The sequence below is a fragment of the Micromonospora sicca genome (assembly GCF_003172935.1).
Taxonomy (GTDB): Bacteria; Actinomycetota; Actinomycetes; order Mycobacteriales; family Micromonosporaceae; genus Micromonospora; species Micromonospora sicca.
The window spans coordinates 1-20,382 of record NZ_QGKS01000416.1 but is presented as its reverse complement, the minus strand read 5'-3'; the positions used below and the strand labels follow the sequence as shown (position 1 = coordinate 20,382).

At 72.0% G+C, this 20,382-nt stretch carries 20 protein-coding genes; 13 read left to right on the top strand and 7 right to left on the bottom strand.

The features are described 5' to 3' along the window. Positions 1 to 62: 62 nt before the first annotated feature. A complete protein-coding gene (locus tag DKT69_RS32330; protein WP_109805221.1) occupies positions 63 to 1,535 on the bottom strand; it encodes an NAD-dependent malic enzyme in 1,473 nt (490 codons plus the stop codon). 198 nt (positions 1,536 to 1,733) lie between these two features. On the opposite strand from DKT69_RS32330, the gene hflX reads away from it, so the two are divergent. Then, complete coding sequence (gene hflX / locus DKT69_RS32325) at positions 1,734 to 3,197, top strand: GTPase HflX (RefSeq protein WP_109805220.1); 1,464 nt, start codon at positions 1,734 to 1,736, stop codon at positions 3,195 to 3,197. Between the two features lie 51 nt (positions 3,198 to 3,248). Then, positions 3,249 to 4,811 (top strand): hypothetical protein, encoded by a 1,563-nt coding sequence (locus DKT69_RS32320; RefSeq protein WP_109805219.1) that lies wholly within the window; start codon positions 3,249 to 3,251, stop codon positions 4,809 to 4,811. Positions 4,812 to 4,856: 45 nt separating this feature from the next. On the opposite strand, the gene lexA is transcribed toward DKT69_RS32320, so the two are convergent. Continuing rightward, complete coding sequence (gene lexA / locus DKT69_RS32315) at positions 4,857 to 5,639, bottom strand: transcriptional repressor LexA (protein WP_109805218.1); 783 nt, start codon at positions 5,637 to 5,639, stop codon at positions 4,857 to 4,859. A 549-nt stretch (positions 5,640 to 6,188) separates the two neighbouring features. On the opposite strand from lexA, the gene nrdR reads away from it, so the two are divergent. After that, positions 6,189 to 6,689 carry a transcriptional regulator NrdR gene (gene nrdR / locus DKT69_RS32310; RefSeq protein WP_109805217.1) on the top strand — a complete coding sequence of 167 codons (501 nt, stop codon included), beginning with the start codon at positions 6,189 to 6,191 and terminating at the stop codon, positions 6,687 to 6,689. Positions 6,690 to 6,754: 65 nt separating this feature from the next. Further along, complete coding sequence (locus DKT69_RS32305) at positions 6,755 to 9,646, top strand: vitamin B12-dependent ribonucleotide reductase (protein WP_109805216.1); 2,892 nt, start codon at positions 6,755 to 6,757, stop codon at positions 9,644 to 9,646. A 92-nt stretch (positions 9,647 to 9,738) separates the two neighbouring features. Here DKT69_RS32305 and DKT69_RS32300 read toward each other — a convergent pair whose 3' ends face one another. Beyond that, positions 9,739 to 9,948 carry a helix-turn-helix transcriptional regulator gene (locus DKT69_RS32300; protein ID WP_109805215.1) on the bottom strand — a complete coding sequence of 70 codons (210 nt, stop codon included), beginning with the start codon at positions 9,946 to 9,948 and terminating at the stop codon, positions 9,739 to 9,741. A 173-nt stretch (positions 9,949 to 10,121) separates the two neighbouring features. On the opposite strand from DKT69_RS32300, the gene DKT69_RS32295 reads away from it, so the two are divergent. After that, positions 10,122 to 10,364 (top strand): flavin reductase, encoded by a 243-nt coding sequence (locus tag DKT69_RS32295; RefSeq protein ID WP_236648485.1) that lies wholly within the window; start codon positions 10,122 to 10,124, stop codon positions 10,362 to 10,364. On the opposite strand, the gene DKT69_RS32290 is transcribed toward DKT69_RS32295, so the two are convergent. Next, on the bottom strand, positions 10,365 to 11,597 hold the full coding sequence (locus DKT69_RS32290; protein ID WP_109805223.1) for an RNA polymerase sigma factor: 1,233 nt from the start codon (positions 11,595 to 11,597) through the stop codon (positions 10,365 to 10,367). Positions 11,598 to 11,662: 65 nt separating this feature from the next. Further along, on the bottom strand, positions 11,663 to 12,004 hold the full coding sequence (locus DKT69_RS32285) for a YciI family protein (protein WP_109805213.1): 342 nt from the start codon (positions 12,002 to 12,004) through the stop codon (positions 11,663 to 11,665). Between the two features lie 147 nt (positions 12,005 to 12,151). Here DKT69_RS32285 and DKT69_RS32280 point away from each other — a divergent pair, with 147 nt between their 5' ends. Next, positions 12,152 to 13,087 carry a DUF2332 domain-containing protein gene (locus DKT69_RS32280; RefSeq protein WP_109805212.1) on the top strand — a complete coding sequence of 312 codons (936 nt, stop codon included), beginning with the start codon at positions 12,152 to 12,154 and terminating at the stop codon, positions 13,085 to 13,087. On the opposite strand, the gene DKT69_RS32275 is transcribed toward DKT69_RS32280, so the two are convergent. Then, positions 13,071 to 14,360 carry an MFS transporter gene (locus tag DKT69_RS32275; protein ID WP_109805211.1) on the bottom strand — a complete coding sequence of 430 codons (1,290 nt, stop codon included), beginning with the start codon at positions 14,358 to 14,360 and terminating at the stop codon, positions 13,071 to 13,073. The genes DKT69_RS32280 and DKT69_RS32275 overlap by 17 nt on opposite strands. A 140-nt stretch (positions 14,361 to 14,500) precedes the next feature. Between DKT69_RS32275 and DKT69_RS32270 the strand changes: the two genes are divergently transcribed. From DKT69_RS32270 to DKT69_RS32255, 4 genes are all read left to right on the top strand, one after another. After that, complete coding sequence (locus DKT69_RS32270; protein WP_109805210.1) at positions 14,501 to 15,151, top strand: class I SAM-dependent DNA methyltransferase; 651 nt, start codon at positions 14,501 to 14,503, stop codon at positions 15,149 to 15,151. Beyond that, positions 15,148 to 16,125, top strand: coding sequence for an asparaginase (locus DKT69_RS32265; protein ID WP_109805209.1), 978 nt, complete (start codon positions 15,148 to 15,150; stop codon positions 16,123 to 16,125). The genes DKT69_RS32270 and DKT69_RS32265 overlap by 4 nt, the downstream gene beginning before the upstream one ends. A 158-nt stretch (positions 16,126 to 16,283) precedes the next feature. Further along, positions 16,284 to 16,526 (top strand): DUF5522 domain-containing protein, encoded by a 243-nt coding sequence (locus DKT69_RS32260; RefSeq protein ID WP_109805208.1) that lies wholly within the window; start codon positions 16,284 to 16,286, stop codon positions 16,524 to 16,526. 79 nt (positions 16,527 to 16,605) lie between these two features. Next, entirely contained in the window at positions 16,606 to 17,154 is a 549-nt protein-coding gene (locus tag DKT69_RS32255) for a hypothetical protein (protein WP_109805222.1), read from the top strand. 12 nt (positions 17,155 to 17,166) lie between these two features. Here DKT69_RS32255 and DKT69_RS32250 read toward each other — a convergent pair whose 3' ends face one another. Next, positions 17,167 to 17,865, bottom strand: coding sequence for an iron-dependent transcriptional repressor DtxR (locus DKT69_RS32250; protein WP_109805207.1), 699 nt, complete (start codon positions 17,863 to 17,865; stop codon positions 17,167 to 17,169). A gap of 79 nt (positions 17,866 to 17,944) precedes the next feature. On the opposite strand from DKT69_RS32250, the gene DKT69_RS32245 reads away from it, so the two are divergent. From DKT69_RS32245 to DKT69_RS32235, 3 genes are all read left to right on the top strand, one after another. Further along, positions 17,945 to 19,399, top strand: a complete 1,455-nt coding sequence (locus tag DKT69_RS32245) for a recombinase family protein (protein WP_109805206.1) — start codon at positions 17,945 to 17,947, stop codon at positions 19,397 to 19,399. Between the two features lie 201 nt (positions 19,400 to 19,600). Beyond that, positions 19,601 to 19,852, top strand: coding sequence for a hypothetical protein (locus DKT69_RS32240; RefSeq protein WP_109805205.1), 252 nt, complete (start codon positions 19,601 to 19,603; stop codon positions 19,850 to 19,852). A gap of 126 nt (positions 19,853 to 19,978) precedes the next feature. Then, positions 19,979 to 20,382 (top strand): sulfurtransferase (locus DKT69_RS32235; RefSeq protein WP_255420245.1); only part of this gene is annotated, 404 nt, incomplete at its 3' end.

Genomic DNA, 20,382 nt, shown 5'->3' with positions numbered 1-20,382 from the left:
GACCCCACCTCCGGGTGCGTTTCTTGTCGCCACGGCGACAAGAAACGCACCCGGAGGTGGGGTCAGGGGGTGGCGCTGGCCTCGGCGGCGATCTCGGGGAGGTCGGCCGGGCCCGGGTCGGCGGCCGGTGGCGGGGTGACGGCCGGGTTCTGGGCGGCGGCGCGGACGGCCGCGGCGACCGCCGGGGCCACCCGCGAGTCGAAGACGCTCGGCACGATCACCGTCGGGTTGATCTTTTCCTCGCCGACCACGTCCGCGATCGCCCGGGCCGCCGCGATCGCCATCTCCTCGGTGAACTCCTCGGCGTGCGCGTCCAGCATGCCTCGGAAGACGCCCGGGAAGGCGAGCACGTTGTTGATCTGGTTCGGCTGGTCGGAGCGGCCGGTGGCGACCACGGCGGCGTGCTTGCGCGCCTCCCGCGGGTCGACCTCCGGGTCCGGGTTGGCCAGCGCGAAGACGATCGAGTCCTTGGCCATGGTGGCGATGTCGTCGCCGGTGAGCAGGTTCGGCGCGCTGACCCCGATGAACACGTCCGCGCCGCGGATCGCGCCCGGCAGGTCGCCGGAGTAGTTCTCCTTGTTGGTGTTCTCCGCCAGCCACTGCCAGGCCGGGTTCAGGTCGGGCAGGCCGCGGTGCAGGGCGCCCTGCCGGTCGTACGCGATGATGTCGCCCACGCCCTGGCGCAGCAGCAGCTTCATGATCGCGGTGCCGGCCGCGCCGGCTCCGGAGACCACCACCCGGACGTCCGCGAGCTGCTTGCCCACCACGCGCAGCGCGTTGGTCAGCGCGGCCAGCACGCAGATCGCGGTGCCGTGCTGGTCGTCATGGAAGACCGGGATGTCCAGCAGCTCACGCAGCCGGGCCTCGATCTCGAAGCAGCGCGGCGCGGCGATGTCCTCCAGGTTGATCCCGCCGTACGCGGGCGCGATGGCCTTGACGATCGCCACGATCTCGTCGGTGTCCTGGGTGTCCAGCACCACCGGCCAGGCGTCCACCCCGCCGAAGCGCTTGAACAGCGCCGCCTTGCCCTCCATCACCGGCAGCGACGCGGCCGGCCCGAGGTTGCCCAGGCCGAGCACCGCGGAGCCGTCGCTGACCACGGCCACCGTGTTGCGCTTGATGGTCAGCCGGCGGGCGTCGGCCGGGTTCTCGGCGATCGCCATGCAGACCCGGGCCACCCCGGGGGTGTACGCGCGGGACAACTCGTCGCGGTTCCGCAGCGCGACCTTCGAGCTGACCTCGATCTTGCCGCCGAGGTGCAGCAGGAAGGTCCGGTCGGAGACCTTGCGGACGTCCACGCCGTCCAGCGCGGTGAGCGCGTCGACCACCTGGTCGGCGTGGCTGGCGTCGGCGGTGTCGCAGGTGAGGTCGACGATCACGCTGGTCGGATCGGAGTCGACCACGTCCAGCGCGGTGACGATCGCGCCGGCCTCGCCCACTGCGGTGGTCAGCCGGCCGATGGAGGAGGCGTCCGCGGTCACCGCGATCCGGATCGTGATCGAGAATCCCGCACTCGGAAGTCGGGTGATGGCCACGGATAATCCCTCCGTCAACACTGAGCGGTTCGCCCCGCATTTCTACCCGCCCACCCAGGTCGCCCGGCATCCGCCCCCGCAATTGGGGGTGTGCGCCACGGGCATATAGCAGGTGCGTCGCGCGTTGACACATGTCAGGATTGCTCGGTACAGGACCGAAATCACTCGGTAGCTGACAGAACGGACAGGAGACACGGTTTGCGAGACCAGGAGACCTACGTTCCCTTCGAGGACGACGAGCTCGACACCACCACCGGTGAGTTCGAGCTGTCGGAGCGGCAGGCGTTGCGGCGGGTCCCCGGCCTCTCGACCGAGCTCACCGACATCACCGAGGTCGAATACCGCCAGCTGCGGCTGGAGCGGGTCGTCCTGGTGGGCGTCTGGACCGAGGGCACCCAGGACGACGCGGAGAACAGCCTCACCGAGCTGGCGGCGCTGGCCGAGACGGCCGGGTCGCAGGTGCTCGAGGGGCTGATCCAGCGGCGCAACCGGCCGGACCCGGCCACCTACGTCGGCCGGGGCAAGGTCGAGGACCTCGGCGCGCTGGTGCTCTCCACCGGCGCCGACACGGTGATCTGCGACGGTGAACTCTCCCCGTCCCAGCTGCGCAACCTGGAGCAGCGCACCAAGGTCAAGGTGGTGGACCGCACCGCCCTGATCCTCGACATCTTCGCCCAGCACGCCAAGAGCAAGGAAGGTAAGGCGCAGGTCGAGCTGGCCCAGCTCGAATACCTGCTTCCGCGGCTGCGCGGTTGGGGTGAGACGCTCTCCCGGCAGACCGGTGGTTCCGGCCGCGGCGGCGGCGCCGGCGGCGGCGTGGGCCTGCGCGGTCCCGGTGAGACCAAACTCGAGACCGACCGGCGTCGGATCCGGCACCGCATCTCGCGGCTGCGCCGCGAGATCAAGGGCATGAAGACGGTACGCCAGACCAAGCGCGCCCGTCGGTCCCGCAACGCGGTGCCCGCGGTGGCCATCGCCGGCTACACCAACGCCGGCAAGTCCAGCCTGCTCAACCGGCTGACCGGGGCGGGCGTGCTGGTGGAGAACGCGTTGTTCGCCACGCTGGATCCGACCACCCGCAAGGCCACCACGTCGGACGGGCGGCTCTACACCCTGTCCGACACGGTCGGCTTCGTCCGGCACCTGCCGCACCAGATCGTCGAGGCGTTCCGCTCGACCCTGGAGGAGGTCGCCGACTCCGACCTGGTGGTGCACGTGGTGGACGGCACCCATCCGGACCCGGAGGAGCAGGTCCGGGCGGTCCGCGAGGTGCTCGCCGAGGTGGGCGCCGACCGGCTGCCCGAGCTGCTGGTGGTCAACAAGACCGACGCCGCCGACGAGGAGACGCTGCTGCGGCTCAAGCGGCTGTGGCCCGACGCGGTCTTCGTCTCCGCGCACAGCGGGCGCGGGGTCGACGGGCTGCGCGAGGCGATCGAGGGGCGGCTGCCCCGCCCGGCGGTGGAGGTGCACGCGGTGCTTCCGTACGACCGGGGCGACCTGGTGGCCCGGCTGCACCGGCAGGGCGAGGTGCTGAGCACCTCCCACCTCCCCGAGGGGACGCTGCTGCACGTCCGGGTCGGCGAGGCGCTCGCTGCCGAGCTGGCGCCGTTCCGCGCCGGCGACCGGCTCGTCGCGCAGGAGCGGGTGGGCGCCGGCCGCTGAGGCCGTCCGGCGTCACCCGCCCGGGTAACCGGGCATGCGACACTTGGCGTCATGCGGCACGTTGTCTCCTCGGTCACGGTTGCGCTCGGCCTGCTGGGCGCGACCGTGGCGCCTGCCGGGGTCGCCCTGGCGGGTCCCGCCGCGGCCCCCGTGCAGGCCGCGGCTCCCAAGAAGAAGTGCACCGTCGAGGACAAGCGCCTGCGGGAGCTGTCCGGCCTGGTCGCCACCAGCAACGGCTACCTCGTGATCAACGACGGCACCGACATCCCGAGCCACAAGCGGGTCTTCTACCTCGACACCAAGTGCGAGGTCTCGAAGGAGGTCCGGTACTCGGGTGACGGGCCTCTCGACACCGAGGACCTGGCGCTCTCGCGGGACCGCAAGACGCTCTGGATCGCGGACACCGGGGACAACATCACCAGCAAGACCCGCCGGGAGCGGGTCGCGGTCTGGAACATGCCGGTCGGCGGCGGCAAGCAGCCGGTGCTGCACCGGCTGGCGTACCCGGAGAAGAAGCCGCACGACGCCGAGGCGTTGCTGATCGGCGACGACGGCAAGCCCCTGATCATCACCAAGGAGATCTCCGGGAAGTCGGAGATCTTCACCCCGACGGACGCGTTGAAGGCCAGCGGTGACACCGAGGCCGTGCCGATGAGCAAGGTCGGCGAGGTCACGCTCCCCAAGACCACCACGGACAACAAGCTGGGCGCGACCGGTCGGCTCCTGGTCACCGGCGCGGCCCGCTCGCCGGACGGTACGAAGGTGGTGCTGCGGACGTACGCGGACGCCTTCGAGTTCGACGTGGCCGGCGGCGACATCGTCGGCGCGCTGACCACGGTCAAGCCCCGGGTCACCCCGCTGACCGACCCGTTCGGCGAGGCGATCTCCTACACCCCGGACGGCAAGTCCTTCGTCACCGTCTCCGACGGCGGCCAGCTGGCCCCCGAGGACCCGATCGACATCCTCGGCTACGTCCCGTCGACCAAGGGGGTCGAGGCGCTGCCGGCCGCCGGCGAGGTGGCGAAGCCGCCCGCCGAGAAGTCCTGGGTCGAGGGGCTGACCCTGGACGAGATCACGTACCTGATCGCCGCGGTCGGCGCGCTCGGCGCCCTGCTGGTCGGCGCGGGCATCTTCGGCATCCTCCGGTCCCGGCGTCGGCCCGCACCGGCCACCGACCGGGCGGACGGACCGGACGGGGACGGACCCCCGATGAACGGCTTCGACGACGGCCGCGCCGAGGGCGGGCCGCCGGCCGGCGGCCCTCGGGGCGGCGTGTACGGCGGTCCGGCCGGCGGCGGCTACGGCCCCGGGCCGGTGAACGGCGCGCCGGGCCGGCCCGCCTCGGGCGGGGTGTACGGCGGCGGTCGTCCCGCCGAGGGCGGCCGCCCGCAGGGCGGCGTGTACGGCGGCGGTGGCGGCCGTCCGCAGGGCGGCGGGGTCTACGGCGGCGCACCGCAGGGCGGCGGCGTGTACGGCGGCGGCCGCGCGGAGCCGCCCCGGCGTGACTCGGACTACCGGGATCCGCGCGAGGGCCGCCGCAACGGGTACGACGACGGACGGGGCCAGTACGGGCAGGTGCCCGGCGGCCGCGAGTACCGCGGCGACCGCTACTGAGCACAGCGCCGGGTGACCGCCGGGCGGCGGTCACCCGGGCGGGTGTCAGATCCGACGCAGCACCGCGACGACGCGGCCCATGATGGTGGCGTCGTCGCCGGGGATCGGGTCGAAGGCGGGGTTCTGCGGCATCAGCCAGACGTGCCCGTCGCGGCGCCGGTAGGTCTTCACGGTCGCCTCGCCGTCGAGCATGGCCGCGACGATGTCGCCGGCCTCGGCGGTCGGCTGCTGGCGCACCACCACCCAGTCGCCGTCGCAGATCGCCGCGTCGAGCATCGAGTCGCCCTTGACCTGGAGCATGAAGACCTCGCCCTCACCCACCAGCTCGCGGGGGAGCGGGAAGATGTCCTCCACCGCCTGTTCGGCGAGGATCGGGCCACCGGCGGCGATCCGGCCCAGCATCGGCACGTACGCCGGGGTGGGCCGCTGGGCCCGGCTGAGCTCGTCGTCGGCGTCGCTGGGGGCGCGGACGTCGACCGCCCGGGGCCGGTTCGGGTCGCGGCGCAGAAAGCCCTTCTTCTCCAGCTCCTTGAGCTGGTAGGCGACGCTGGACGGGGAGACCAGGCCGACGGCCTCGCCAATCTCGCGCACGCTCGGCGGGTAGCCGTGGCGCTCCACCCAGGTGCGGATGAACTCCAGGATCCGGCGCTGCCGGGCGGTGAGGTCGACGGTGGCGGGGTCGGGGAAGCTGCTGACCACCGGGGTGACCGGGCGCACGGCGGGCTGGCCCGTCCGGCTGCGCGCGGCGCGGGGCCGTCGGGTCGCCGGCGGACCCGCCCCGTCGATCGGCTGCGGGTTCTTCTGCCGGTTGGCCCGGTCCTCGGTCACGTCCGTCCCTCCCTGGTCGGCGCTGGGTGCCTTGGCGGCTCGTGGTGCGCGCGGATGGTGCTGCCGACCGGTCGGAGGCGACACGCCGCGCCCGGTCGTTGTTGACCGTATAGGTGAGATCGGCCATTTTCAAACATCTGTACGACCTCTTGTCGGCGTGTCGGGGCTGAATCCGAGAATTCCGAACGCCTGTTCTGATAAATGATACGTCGGCTTCGAACGGGTGTTCGACGAAACGGCTGAGCGTGACCGGGGCGGGAGTCGCCCGTTGGGCTTTCGGCGATCCGCGGGGGAGGTGGGACGGGTGAGTGATCCTGGTGACGCGCCGGACACGCCGGCCAACTTGATTTCGCCTGGGCGACGACATACGGTCGACCCCTAGATGTAGTAGTCACATGGGCGTAAGTTGCCTACAGGTTGGGTTCGACTACCGACCGCACTCCCGTACCGTCGACCCGGCGGCGGCCATCGAACGGTGGGCGTCGTCGTGCCGACGCGTGCCCGGACGTGCGTCGGTGCGGCCCACGATCGACGAAGGAGGTCGGGCGAATGCGGTGTCCGTACTGCCGGCACGCCGACTCCCGGGTCGTCGACTCGCGGGAGGCCGACGACGGCCAGCTCATCCGGCGGCGGCGCTCCTGCCCGGAGTGCGGCAAGCGGTTCACCACCGTCGAGGAGGCGGTGCTCGCGGTGGTCAAGCGCAGCGGGGTGACCGAGCCGTTCAGCCGTACGAAGATCATCGGCGGGGTGCGCAAGGCGTGCCAGGGCCGGCCGGTCGACGACGACTCGATCGCGCTGCTGGCGCAGAAGGTCGAGGAGACCGTCCGGGCCAAGGGGGCCGCCGAGATCCCGAGCAACGAGGTGGGGCTGGCCATCCTGGGGCCGCTGCGCGACCTCGACGAGGTGGCGTACCTGCGCTTCGCCAGCGTCTACCGGTCCTTCGACTCGCTCGCCGACTTCGAGCGCGAGATCGAGACGCTGCGGGCCGCCGCGATCGCCCGGGACGGCGCCGGGGCCGAGCCGGCCGAGGCCGCCGGCCGTACCACTTGAGTTTTTCGGATTTCTGACAGCGACGATGCGCGGTGGGTGACCGCGCAGACGAGGGGGCGGATGAGATGGCGGGGGACGGCGTGACAGCAAGCAAGTCGCGGACCCGGGCCGGCGCGACGGCGGGCCTGAAGCTCGAGCGGGTGTGGACGACCGAGGGGGTCCACCCGTACGACGAGGTGGCGTGGGAGCGCCGCGACGTCGTGATGACGAACTGGCGGGACGGCTCGATCAACTTCGAGCAGCGCGGGGTGGAGTTCCCCGAGTCCTGGAGCGTCAACGCGGCCAACATCGTGACCACCAAGTACTTCCGGGGCGCGGTGGAGACCCCGGAGCGGGAGTGGTCGCTCAAGCAGCTGATCGACCGGGTGGTCACCAGCTACCGCAAGGCCGGCGAGGAGCACGGCTACTTCGCCACCCCGGCCGACGCGGAGATCTTCGCGCACGAGCTGACCTGGATGCTGCTGCACCAGGTGTTCAGCTTCAACTCGCCGGTCTGGTTCAACGTGGGCACGCCGTCGCCGCAGCAGGTCAGCGCCTGCTTCATCCTCAGCGTCGACGACTCGATGGACTCGATCCTGGACTGGTACAAGGAGGAGGGGCTGATCTTCAAGGGCGGCTCCGGCTCCGGCGTCAACCTGTCCCGGATCCGCTCGTCGCGTGAGCTGCTCTCCTCCGGCGGCAACGCCTCCGGCCCGGTCAGCTTCATGCGCGGCGCGGACGCCTCCGCCGGCACCATCAAGTCCGGCGGCGCCACCCGGCGCGCGGCGAAGATGGTCATCCTCGACGTGGACCACCCGGACATCCAGGAGTTCGTGGTCACCAAGGCGCGCGAGGAGGACAAGATCCGCGCGCTGCGCGACGCCGGCTTCGACATGGACCTGGGCGGCGCGGACATCGTCAGCGTGCAGTACCAGAACGCCAACAACTCGGTCCGGGTCTCCGACGAGTTCATGACCGCGGTGGAGAACGGCGGCGGCTTCGACCTGCGCGGCCGGCTCGACGGGCAGACCATCGAGACGATCGACGCCAAGAAGCTGTTCCGCAGCATCTCCCAGGCCGCCTGGGAGTGCGCCGACCCCGGCCTGCAGTACGACGACACCATCAACGACTGGCACACCTGCCCGGAGACCGGGCGGATCACCGCGTCGAACCCGTGCTCGGAGTACCTGCATCTGGACAACTCCTCGTGCAATCTGGCCTCGCTGAACCTGATGAAGTTCCTCCGCGCCGACGGTGGCTTCGAGGTGGAGAAGTTCGTCAAGTCGGTCGAGTTCGTCATCACCGCGATGGACATCTCGATCTGCTTCGCCGACTTCCCGACCGAGAAGATCGGCGAGACCAGCCGCGCCTACCGGCAGCTCGGCATCGGCTACGCCAACCTCGGTGCCCTGCTGATGGCGTCGGGCCTGCCGTACGACTCGGAGCAGGGCCGCTCGGTCGCCGCAGCGATCACCTCGCTGATGACCGGCACCGCGTACCGTCGCTCGGCCGAGCTGGCCGGCGTCGTCGGTCCGTACGACGGCTACGCCCGCAACGCGGAGCCGCACAAGCGGGTCATGCGCAAGCACGCGGCCGCCAACGACGAGATCAAGCCGGCCGGCACCGTGGCCACCGCCATCGTCCGTGAGGCGACCAAGCAGTGGACCCAGGGCAACAAGATCGGTGACAAGAACGGCTGGCGTAACTCGCAGGCCAGCGTCCTCGCGCCGACCGGCACCATCGGCTTCATGATGGACTGCGACACCACCGGCGTGGAGCCGGACCTGGCGCTGGTCAAGTTCAAGAAGCTGGTTGGCGGCGGCTCGATGCAGATCGTCAACCAGACCGTTCCGCGCGCCCTGCGCAGCCTCGGCTACCCCGAGGAACAGGTCGAGGCGATCGTCGAGCACATCGCCGACCACGGCCACGTGGTGGACGCCCCCGGGCTCAAGCCGGAGCACTACCCGGTCTTCGACTGCGCCATGGGCGAGCGCTCCATCGCGCCGATGGGTCACGTGCGGATGATGGCGGCGATCCAGCCGTTCGTCTCCGGCGCCATCTCCAAGACGGTCAACATGCCGGAGGCGGCCACCGTCGAGGACGTCGAGAAGATCTACTTCGAGGGCTGGAAGCTCGGCCTCAAGGCGCTGGCGATCTACCGGGACAACTGCAAGGTCGGCCAGCCGCTCTCGGTGGCCAAGTCCAACAAGGCCACCGAGCCGGCGGCCGTCGAGGCCGCCCCGGCCGCGCCGGTGGTGGAGAAGGTCGTCGAGTACCGGCCGGTGCGCAAGCGGCTGCCGAAGAAGCGCCCTTCGGAGACGGTCTCCTTCTCCGTCGGCGGTGCCGAGGGCTACCTCACCGCGTCGTCGTACCCGGACGACGGCCTCGGCGAGGTCTTCCTCAAGATGTCGAAGCAGGGCTCGACCCTGGCCGGCGTGATGGACGCCTTCTCGGTGGCCATCTCCATCGGTCTCCAGTACGGCGTCCCGCTGGAGACGTACGTCAGCAAGTTCACCAACATGCGCTTCGAGCCGGCCGGCATGACCGACGACCCGGACGTGCGGATGGCGGCCTCGGTGATGGACTACATCTTCCGTCGCCTGGCCCTGGACTTCCTGCCGTACGAGCGCCGCGCGGAGCTGGGCATCTTCACCGCCAAGGAGCGGGCCGCCCAGCTGCGGGCCGAGGCGGAGGCGGAGGCGAGCGGTGCGGACCTCACCGCGATGGCCGCCTCCGCCCCGGTCGAAACCAAGCCGGAGGAGCCGAAGACCGGCGCGGTCGCCCAGCCGGCGCAGGAGGTGGCGGAGGTCGCCGCCGCCAAGCCGGCACCGTCGGTGGGTTCCAGCACCGAGCTGCTGGAGGCCGTGCTCGGCAAGGCCGCCGACGCGCCGCTCTGCTTCACCTGCGGTACGAAGATGCGGCCGGCCGGTAGCTGCTACGTCTGCGAGGGCTGCGGCTCCACCAGCGGCTGCAGCTGACGTACGCCGACAGCAGCGAGCCCCGGGCGTTCCTGCGCCCGGGGCTCGCTGCTGTGATGCCGTGGTACCGGCTGCCTGTACGAGACGTCCGGTCAGCGGTCCTCGTCGCCGTCGGTGGGGCGGGGCGGGCGGTTATGCCGGGCCCACTCGTCCACTTCGTCCGCGTCCCAGATGGTCGTCCCGATCAGGCGGGCGATGGGCTCGGGGAAGCCGGGCCGGCGGGTGATCTGTAGAACCCGCTGCCGCGACACGCCGAACAGGGCGGCCAACTCGCCAGGCCCGTACAAGCGTGGTCGCTTCACAGCCTGAAGCTAGGCATGGCGTGCTCTGTACGTTCGTCACTTACAGATTGACAACCCGGCAGAGGATGGTGTGTGGTGGAGCAAGGCGCCGCCCGGTGAAGGAGTTCTCCGACGGGCGGCGGACCAGCGAACCGGGTAGCCACCTCGGAGGTTGAATGAACCGCCACGCTCCCTTGAGACCCATCTGGATCTGCACCGGCTGCGCCCACCCCTGGCCGTGTGAGCAGGCCCGCGCCGAACTGCCGGCGGAATACGCGGGGGACCGCAGAAACCTCGCCATCGACCTGGCCGACCTGCTGGGCGAGGCGAGCAGGGACCTGAGCCTGCTGTACCCGAACCCTCCCGACCCAGTGCAGCTGTACGGCCGCTTCCTGGGCTGGGTACGCCGGCTGAGGGTGGAACGGCCAGAAGGCTGATCACCATGCGCCCGGCCTGGTCGTCCAGCCCTCCGACGAGTGACCCGATCCGGAGTTGATGGCTTCGGCGAGGCGGGCGGTGAGGAATTCCCGCTCGGCGTCGTTGTCCACCAGGCCCAGCGCCGCCCGGTAGGCGTCCGCCGCCTCCCGCTGCCGCCCGAGCCGGCGCAGCAGATCGGCCCGGATCGCCGGCAGGTAGTGATACCCGGCCAGCCGGCCGTCCCGCGCCAGCGCCTCGACCTCGTCCAAGGCGGCCTCGGGGCCGTGAGCCATCGACACCGCCACGGCACGGTTGAGCGCGACGACCGGCGAGGGCCAGCGTTTCAGCAGCTCGTCGTAGAGGCGTACCACCTGGGGCCAGTCGGTGGCCGCGTAGCTGGGGGCGACGGCGTGCAGCGAGGCGATGGCGGCCTGGAGCGCGTACCGGCCGACCCGGCCGGTCCGGAACGCGCCGACGACCAGGCGGTTGCCCTCGGAGATGGCGGCCCGATCCCAGGCGGACCGGTCCTGCTCCGCCAGCACCAGCAGCCGCCCCTTCACGTCGGTCCGGGTGGCCCGGCGGGCGTCGGTGAGCAGCAGCAGGGCGAGCAGCCCGCGCACCTCCGGCTCGTCGGGCATCAGGGCCAGCAGCATGCGGGTCAGGTGCAGCGCCCGGTCCACCAGGTCGGCGCGGACCAGGTCGGCGCCGGACGGAGCCGTGTGCCCGGTCGTGTAGAGCAGGTGGATGACGGTCAGCACCGCATCCAGCCGTTCGGGCAGCTCGGCGGCCTCCGGCACCCGGTATGGGATCCGGGCCGCCGCGATCTTCTTCTTGGCCCGGGTGACCCGCGCGGCCATCGTCGTCTCGGGGACGAGGAACGCGCGGGCGATGTCGCCCGTGCTCACCCCGCACACCAGGCGCAGGGTCAGCGCCACCTGGGCCTCCCGGGCCAGTGCCGGATGGCAGCAGGTGAAGACCAGCCGCAGCCGGTCGTCGGGCACCGCGTCCTCGTCGGGGTCCGCCACGGCCTCCTCCTCCGCCGGTTCCACGAGCAGGGGCATCTTCGACCGGAACACCTTTTCCCGGCGCAGGACGTCCAGCGCCTTGCGCTTCGCGGTGGCGGTCAGCCAGGCCCCGGGCTTGTGGGGTACGCCGTCCCGCGCCCAGGCGTCCAGGGCGGCGAGGTACGCGTCCTGCACGCACTCCTCTGCGACGTCGAGGTCGCCGGCGACGCGCGCCGTCGCGGCGAGCACGAAGGCCCACTCGCGACGGTGCGCGTCCGCCACGGCGCGTTCGGCCGCGGCCGTGCCGGCGTTGCTCACTCGGACGGCGGGACGAACAGCGGGCGTACCTCGACGCCCCCGTCGATGGTGGCCGGGTTCAGCTTGGCGATCTTCAGGGCGACGTCCAGGTCCGGCGCCTCCAGGATGAAGAACCCGGCGACCACCTCCTTGGCCTCGATGAACGGGCCGTCGGTGACGAGGTCGCCGCGGATCGCCGTGGCGGTGGTGCTGGGCTGGAGGGCGAACCCAGTCACGATCTTCCCGCCCAGCTCCTCGACCTGGGCCGGGTACCGCTCCAGCAGCGCCAGGTAGTCGGGCGTGATCTCCATCGGGTCGGCCGGCGCGGGCGAGTAGATCAGGACTGCGTACTGGGCCATCAGGTTCTCCTCAGGTGGTCGTTCCATCTTCTTGCCATCCCGACGAGCGGGTCCGGCCGGATTCGACAGCGGTCCGGGAAAATTCTGCCCCGCCCACCTTGATCGGCGGGACCTCGCGCCGCCGGGGTGCGGTGCGACCATGGGGACATGTCGATCGCCGAGGTCTACACCGGGTTCGCCACCCGCGAGGCGCACGGCGTGTCACCCGCGTACGAGCGGCTCGCACTGGCGGTTTCCCGCGACGACGAGGTGCTCGCCCTGCTCGGCACGCTGCCGCCGGCCAAGCGGCAGCCGAATCTGCTGTTCGGCGTCGTACGGCTGCTCGGCGGCCCGGTCGAGGACCCGGCGGCGTTCCACGACTGGGCGGTGGCGAACTGGCCGGCGATCGCCGCGGAGATGCGCAGCCGGGCCACACAGACGAACGAGGCCGGGCGGTGTGCCGTCCTGCTACCGGTGCTCGCCGCGCTGCCGCAACCGCTCGCGCTGCTGGAGGTCGGCGCGTCCGCCGGGCTCTGCCTCTATCCCGACCGGTACGCCTACCGCTACGGCGACCACCAGGTTGGTTCCGGGCAACCGGTCCTCGAGTGCGCGGCGACCGGCATGGCACCGCCGGCCCGCCTGCCCGAGGTGGTGCGGCGGGCCGGCCTCGACCTGAACCCGCTCGACGTGACCGGCCCGGCGGATCTCGCCTGGCTCGACGCCCTCATCTGGCCGGAGCACACCCACCGCCGGGCCCGGCTGCGGGCCGCGGCGGCCGTCGCCGCGGCCGAGCCGCCCCTGCTGGTACGCGGCGACCTGGTGGACGACCTGCCGGCGCTGGCCGCGCAGGCACCGGCGGGCGCGACCCTGGTGGTGTTCCACTCCTCCGTGCTCTACCAGGTTCCGGCATCGCGGCGGGCGGCCTTCGTCGAGGTGGTACGCGGCCTCCCCGGGCACTGGATCGCGAACGAGGACCCGGACGTGCTGCGCCACGACACCCTGCCGGAGCCGCCGAGCGGGGCACTGAACAACGTGCTCGCGCTGGACGGGAGGCCGCTCGCCTGGACCCGCGGGCACGGCCAGGCGATCAGCTGGTTCGCGTGACGTCAGCGACCGCCGGGAAGTCGCGCATCCGGCGCAGCGGGGAGCAGACCACGAACAGGGCGGCGCCCCACATGCCGAGCACGCAGACCCACAGTGCCGGCCGCAGCCCGAGCTGACTGGCGAGCGTTCCACCGGCGAGGGCGCCGAGCGGGACCGCCCCGTACGAGAACCAGAGGAACGCGGCGTTGACCCGGCCCAGCAGGTGGGCCGGGGTGATCCGCTGCCGGTACGTCATTGCCGCGACGTTGTAGAGCACCGCGTTGGCCGAGAACGCCGCCATGCCCACGCCGTAGAGGACGACTCCCCAGCCGGCCCTGGCCAGCGGCATCAGCAGATAGAGCGGGCCGGGCGCGGCCATGGCCACCCAGATCGTCCGGGCGGTGCCGAGCAGCGCGGTCAGGCGAGCGGCCAGCATGCCGGTGAGCAGCCCGCCGATCGAGCCGATGGAGAACACGAGCCCGACCGTCACCGCCGAGGCGTGGACGGTGCGCAGCAGGTAGGCCACGTCGATGGAGCGGGCCGCCATGACGAAGAAGTTGGACGTCGCGGTGCAGGCGAGCACCTTGGCCAGGATCCGCTGGCGGCGGATGAAACCCAGCCCCTCGGTCAGCGCCGCGCGGACCGGAACCCGCCCGGACCCGGGTGCCTCCGGGTCGGCGACCCGGCGCCGGATCAGCAGCAGGGTCACCGCGCTGACCAGGAAGCTCAGGCTGTCGGCGAGGAAGGTGCGGGTGGCGCCGACCAGCCCGACCAGCGCACCGCCGGCCGTCGGCCCGGCCAGTTGCGCGAGGTTCTCCGTCACCTCCAGCCGGGCGTTGCCCTCGGCCAGGTGCTCCGCCGGCACGAGGCCGGGCAGCATGCTCCGGTACGCCACGGTGAAGGCGACGGTCAGCACACCGGAGAGACCGACCACGACGTACAAGAAGACCAGGGTGAGGTGGCCGACCAGGGCGACCACCGGCAGTGACAGCAGGAGCGCGGCCCGGCCCAGGTCGCACGCGATCATCAGCCGCCGCTGGTCGACCCGGTCGGCGAGGATCCCGGCGGGCAGCGAGAAGATCAGGTACGGCAGCCAGGCCAGAAAGGTCAGCAGGGAGATCTGGAAGACGCCGGCGCCGAGGGTGTCCGCCGCGAGCAGCGGCACCGCCACGCCGGAGACCCGGGTGCCGATCTCGCTGACCGTCTGGCCGCTCCACAGCAGCAGGAAGTTCCGGCTGCGCCAGAGCGAGGGGCGGGCCATCGCCGGAGCGGTTCGGGTGAGGTGCGCCGTCACTGCTGGGCCTGTCTGTCGACGAACACCGCGGGCTGGTCGCCGCGGCCCGGGCACCCTACCCCCGGGCCCGGACGGACGGCACCGCAATTGCGGACCGGGCGGCCGGTCCGCAGGCCCGGCCCGACTAGGGTCTGAAGATCATGACGGAACCACACTGGATGTCCGAGACCCGCGCCGCGTACGACACCGTCGCCGTCGACTACGCCCGGCTCATACCCGACGTGGAGGAGGGGACGCTGGACCGGGCGATGCTGGCCGCGTTCGCCGAGCAGGTCGGCGGAGCGGGCCCGGTGGTCGAGGTCGGCTGCGGCACCGGACGGATCACCGCCCACCTGCGCGACCTCGGACTGGACGTCTCCGGGATCGACCTGTCACCCGGCATGGTTGAGGTGGCCCGGCGGAACCACCCGGGGCTGCGCTTCGCGATCGGCTCGATGACCGACCTGCCGCTGCCGGACGGCGCCCTGGCCGGTCTCGTCGCCTGGTACTCGATCATCCACGTGCCGCCGGCGCTGCTGCCCGGCGTGTTCACCGGGTTCCACCGAGTGCTCGCCCCCGGTGGTCGGCTGCTGCTCGCCTTCAAGGCCGGCGACCGCCTGGTCCGGCTCGAGGAGGCGTACGGCCACACCGTCTCGTACGACGTGCACTGGCTGTCGCCCGACCGGGTCGCCGAACAGCTCGCCGACGCTGGGTTCGCGTTGCACGCCCGGCTGGACCGGGAGCGCGAGGGCCGGGACAAGGGGCCGCAGTCGCTGATGCTGGCGGTCCGGGCGGACGGGATCGACCAGTGAGCGTCGTCCTGTTCACCCTCGGCGGCACCATCGCGATGGCCGGGGCCGGGCCGACGGGCGTGATCGCCCGGCTGACCGGCGCCGAGCTCGCCGCCGCCGTGCCCGGGCTGGCCGACCTTCCGCTCCAGGTGCGGGACGTCCAGGCCGTGCCGAGCGCCGACCTGACGTACCGCCGGATCCTCGACCTGGTGGCCGCGGCGGGCGCGGCGGTGGCGGACGGGGCGACCGGCGTGGTGGTGAGCCAGGGCACCGACACCCTGGAGGAGACGGCCTTCCTGGCCGACCTGGTCTGGCCGCACCCGGCGCCGCTGGTCTTCACCGGCGCGATGCGCAACCCGACCCTGGCCGGGCCGGACGGCCCGGCGAACCTGCTCGCCGCCGTCCGGGTCGCCGCCGCGCCGGCCGCCCGCGACCTCGGCGTCCTGGTCGCGTTCAACGACGAGATCCACGCCGCCCGGTACGTCCGCAAGACGCACAGCACCAGCACCGCCACCTTCGCCTCGCCCAACGCCGGCCCGCTCGGCCACGTGATCGAGGGTGAGGTACGCCTGCTGACCCGGCCGGCGCGGCACGCCCCGCTGCCGCCCGTGGACCCGGACCGGCTGGCCGCCACCCGGGTGGCGCTGCACACCGTCACCCTCGACGACGAGGTGGCGCTGCTCGACGGGCTCGCCCACGGGCGGCAGGGCCTGGTCGTGGCCGGCTTCGGGGTCGGTCACGTGCCGCCCGCCTTCGCGCCGGTGCTCGGTGCCCTCGCCGAGCGGATGCCGGTGGTGCTCACCTCGCGGACGGGTGCGGGGGCGGTGCTGCGGCACACCTACGGCGCCGTCGGCTCGGAGACCGACCTCCAGCGGCGCGGGCTGGTCAACGGCGGGCTGCTCGACCCGTACAAGGCGAAGGTGCTGCTCCGGCTGCTGCTGGCGGGCGGCACGGACCGCGAGGGGATCGCCGCCGCCTTCGCCCGCCACGGCTGATTCATCTACGACATCAGCTTCACAGCGTCCTGGCGGCACCTCGGCCGTCGCAGCGTGCGGCTGTCCGGCCACCACCCCGGAGCCACCCTCAACGGTCCATCACCCGGCCAGCCCGGCTGCGCCTGAGCCGGCCGGCCGGGGCTCCGTAGACTCGCCGGGTGACCGGAGAGCGACGACCGTTGGCGGACCGGCCGCTGACCGAGCCGCACCCGTCCCGGCTGCCGCCCGAGCATCCCGACCGCGTGCGCATCCTGGCCGCCCACGCCGCCGCCCTGGCCGCGGGGAAGGCCGGCTACCTCGACCCGGCGACCGGGCTCTTCGTGCTCAGCGCCGGCTTCCTGGCCCGACGCGGCACCTGCTGTGGGCGAGGGTGTCGGCACTGTCCGTATGTGGACGATTGAGGGCTTCCGCCCACCCGGGGCAGCCCGTACGGTGTCCGACGGACATCCGGCGGGAAGCCGCCGGCGAGGAGGGGTGGGCGTGCACGGGCGGATCTGGCTTGCCGGCGTGGCCGTGGCGCTGACCGCCGGCTGCGCCAAGGAGGCCGAGCCGGTGGCGGTTCCCGCAGCCGAGCCGGTGACCGTCGAGGTGGCGGCGGCCTCGTCCGGCGGCGCCTGCCGACTGCTCGACTTCGCGACCATCGCGAAGCAGACCGGCGGCCGGTTCGACGTGGCGGCGGCCAGCGACCGCGGGGACACCCACACCTGCGTCGTCCGGGCCGAGCAGGCCGTCCTGCCGGAGCTGACCCTCACGGTCACCGAGACGTCGATCGACAAGTCGACCTTCAGCCTCGACGTCCTGCCCGACGGGGCGAAGAAGGTCACCAAGCTCGGTCAGGTCGCGTACCGCCGCACGCTGCCCAAGACGGCGACGGCCGGGCCGGCGGCCGAGGTGGGTTGGCTCGCCACCGACGGGCGGCTGGCCACCCTGAGCTGGACCTGCCCGCGCGGCGCCGACAAGGCGGCCGCGGAGGCGGTGGCCGGCAAGCTGGTCACCCTGGCGAAGACGGTGGACACCCGCCGGATGTGAGCCCGCCGGAGGTCAGCGGGCGGCGACGAACACCCGGGAGGCCACCTCGCGGGGCAGCCGGACCCGGTCACCGGAGCGGTCGATCGACACGCCGTCCCGTTCCTGGGCCACGGTCACCGTGGCGCCCGGGTCGACGCCCGCCGCGTGCAGCTGCCGGAGCACGTCCGCGTCCGTCTGCACGCTCTCGCAGATCCGCCGGACCACGACCGGGCCGGAGAGGCCCGGGAACGCCAGGTTGCGCTCGGCCTCGGCGACCTCGGTCTCCGGCTGCTCGGGGGTGCCCAGCTCCTCCAGGCCCGGGATGGGGTTGCCGTACGGCGAGCGGGTCGGCCGGTTGAGCAGGTCGTAGACCCGCTTCTCGACCGCGTCGCTCATCACGTGCTCCCACCGGCAGGCCTCCTCGTGGGCCTCCTCGTAGGGCATCCCGATCACGTTGACCAGCAGCAACTCGGCCAGGCGGTGCTTGCGCATCACCGAGACGGCGCTGCTGCGGCCCAGCGCGGTGAGCGACAGGTGCCGGTCGCCCTCGACGGTGAGCAGGCCGTCCCGCTCCATCCGGGCGACGGTCTGGCTGACGGTGGGACCGCTCTGCCGCAGCCGCTCGGCGATCCGGGCACGCAGCGGCGGCACCCCCTCCTCCTCCAGCTCGAGGATGGTGCGCAGGTACATCTCGGTCGTATCGACGAGTGAGTGAGCGTTTATCTTAATCACCTGTCAGCGAGGAACGTACCGGAGGCTCTAGTGTCTCACGATCGACCGCCGATCGACCACCACCACCCCGGAGGCAGCCGTGGGTGAGCCCGTACCCCTGAGATGCGCCATCTACTGCCGGATCAGCGAAGACCGCGAGGGGCTTGAGAAGGGCGTCGTACGGCAGGAGGAAGACTGCCGGGAGTTGGCGGAGCGCCACGGCTTCGAGGTGGTCAGGGTCTACATCGACAACGACCTGTCCGCCTCGGTGAAGGCCAAGAAGCCCCGCCCGGAGTTTGAGGCCATGATGCGCCAGGCGGAGGCCGGGCACATCGACGTGATCGTGTCCTACTCCAACAGCCGACTCACCCGCCGGCCCCTTGAGCTTGAGTGGCTGATCGCCCTTCACCAGCGGCACGGAACCATCCTCCGCACGGTGGTCAGCGGTAACGACGACCTGAGCACGGCTGACGGTCGGCTGATGGCTCGGGTCAAGGCTGACTTTGACGCGGCGGAGGTGGAGCGCACCGCGGAGCGTGTGGCCCGCGCCGCCAGGCAGCGCCGCGAGGAGGGGCGCCTACACGGTGGGGCGCGGACGTTCGGCTACGTCCACGGCTCCCCGCTCGGCTACTGCCAAGAGATCGACCCGGTTGCCGCCAAGGCCATCCGGGAGGGCATGGAGCGCCTGTTCCAGACCGGCCGGGTGTCCGAGGTCCGGAAGCTCTGGCAGCGCATGGGGGTCCTCACCCCGCTGGGGAAGGAATGGCGCAACGACGGCAACGTGGCCCGGACCCTGCGAAACCCCCGCATCGCCGGGCTGGTGGCCCACGACGGAAAGATCGTCGGGGAAGGCAATTGGCCCGCCATCATCACCCGGGCCGAACATGAGGCCATCCTTGAAGCCCTCGGCAACCGGGGAGCCAAGAAGAAGGGCGGACCCCCGAGGCCCCGCAAGTACCTGCTGCCGGGGTTCGTGTACTGCGTGTGCGGCACCCCGATGTCCGCCCAGGTGTACGACCCGCCGGGGGAGACCAAGTACAGCCGGTACAACCGCTACGTCTGCATCTCCCAGCGGGGAGGATGCGGCCAGTGCTCCCGCCAGCGCCCCTGGCTGGAGGATGTGGTCAGAGAGTGGGTGGCCGGCGCTATCGAAGGCCACTCCAGCGTCCCCGAGGACCAGGCCGACGATCCCAACCCTGCCATTGAGGCTGAAATCCGGGAGCTTGAGGAGGGGATCAAGCGCCTGCGGAGCGCCGTGGCCAAGGGCGTCTTCACCGACGATGAGGCCCTGGAGGAGATCATCCCCATGCGGGAGAAGATCCAGGAGCTGCGCGCCATGCAGGGGGAGCTGGCCAGGGAAGCGGCGATGATCCCGGTTGACAACGATGAGGAACTACAAGACTGGCTTGACGATGATCCGGAGACTCTGCATAGGCGCAGGGAGATCCTGGGCCGCTACGTCAAGCGGATCATCGTCAAGCCAGTAGGTAAGGGAGGCAGCAACGGATGGGACGGGCCGCCGCCTGACTCGGTGGTTATCGTCCCTGCCGGCTGAGCCGGTCTCTCCGGATGGATCGGAGGATGGCTATCACCTCGCGCGTCCCACATCATCTGGTACTGCTCGCCGGGCAAGTGGCGGACCAAGGCGATGGCGACGGGCACCGGGCCGAGCGGCACGCCGTTCGCCTTCAGCCCTGACGACAAGGCTGAGGCGCGGATCGTGTCCTGCCCGAAGCCGCGGAAGTAGGATCTGGTCATGGGCAAGACGTGGGGCGTGGCAGTCGAGTATCAGGGCGTGCCCGTCGAGTACCCGGAGGATGGGTCGATCGACGAGCGCGTGGAGTTGGCCAGCATGACGGTGGACGGGGAGAGCAAGACACGCATCACCGCCTCGGTGGCGGCTGAGACGGAGGAGCAGGCACGCGAGATCGGGGCGGCCGGCATCGCCGAGCTGGCCCGGAGCCTGCGCCTGCCGGCCGAGCCCGTCAGGGTCCTCGTCACTGACTAACCGAACAGCAAGAGAAGGCCCGGCTCCCTGCGATGGCCTCCCGGTGGTCGATGCTACCCGGAGGTACGACGATCGACCGCCCGCGAACCGCGAGGTCGCTGCCTGGATGGTGTTGACTTGGACCTCATGTCCGGAACCGAGGAGCTGCTGGTCGAGGCCGACGGGCTCGCCGCCGAGCTCGACCGCGCCGACCCGCCCACCCTGCTCGACGTCCGCTGGCGCCTCGCCGGCCCGCCCGGCCGGGACGACTACGCGGCCGGCCACCTGCCCGGCGCGGTCTTCGTCGACCTGGACACCGAGCTCTGCGGCCGGCCCGGCGCCGCCGGCCGGCACCCGCTGCCCGACCCCGCCGCGCTCCAGGCCGCGCTGCGGGCCGCCGGCGTCCGCGCCGGTCACCCCGTCGTCGTGTACGACGGCGGCGACGGCATGTCCGCCGCCCGCGCCTGGTGGACGCTGCGCTGGGCCGGGCACCGCCCGGTACGCGTGCTGCACGGCGGCTTCCCGGCCTGGATCGCCGCCGGCCTGCCCAC

Excerpts from the sequence above, each read along its gene's own strand:
- DKT69_RS32320 (WP_109805219.1), top strand. The coding sequence starts at position 3,249 with ATGCGGCACGTTGTCTCCTCGGTCACGGTTGCGCTCGGCCTGCTGGGC.
- nrdR (WP_109805217.1), top strand. The coding sequence starts at position 6,189 with ATGCGGTGTCCGTACTGCCGGCACGCCGACTCCCGGGTCGTCGACTCG.
- DKT69_RS32305 (WP_109805216.1), top strand. The coding sequence starts at position 6,755 with ATGGCGGGGGACGGCGTGACAGCAAGCAAGTCGCGGACCCGGGCCGGC.
- DKT69_RS32285 (WP_109805213.1), bottom strand. The coding sequence starts at position 12,004 with ATGGCCCAGTACGCAGTCCTGATCTACTCGCCCGCGCCGGCCGACCCG.
- DKT69_RS32280 (WP_109805212.1), top strand. The coding sequence starts at position 12,152 with ATGTCGATCGCCGAGGTCTACACCGGGTTCGCCACCCGCGAGGCGCAC.
- DKT69_RS32270 (WP_109805210.1), top strand. The coding sequence starts at position 14,501 with ATGACGGAACCACACTGGATGTCCGAGACCCGCGCCGCGTACGACACC.
- DKT69_RS32240 (WP_109805205.1), top strand. The coding sequence starts at position 19,601 with ATGGGCAAGACGTGGGGCGTGGCAGTCGAGTATCAGGGCGTGCCCGTC.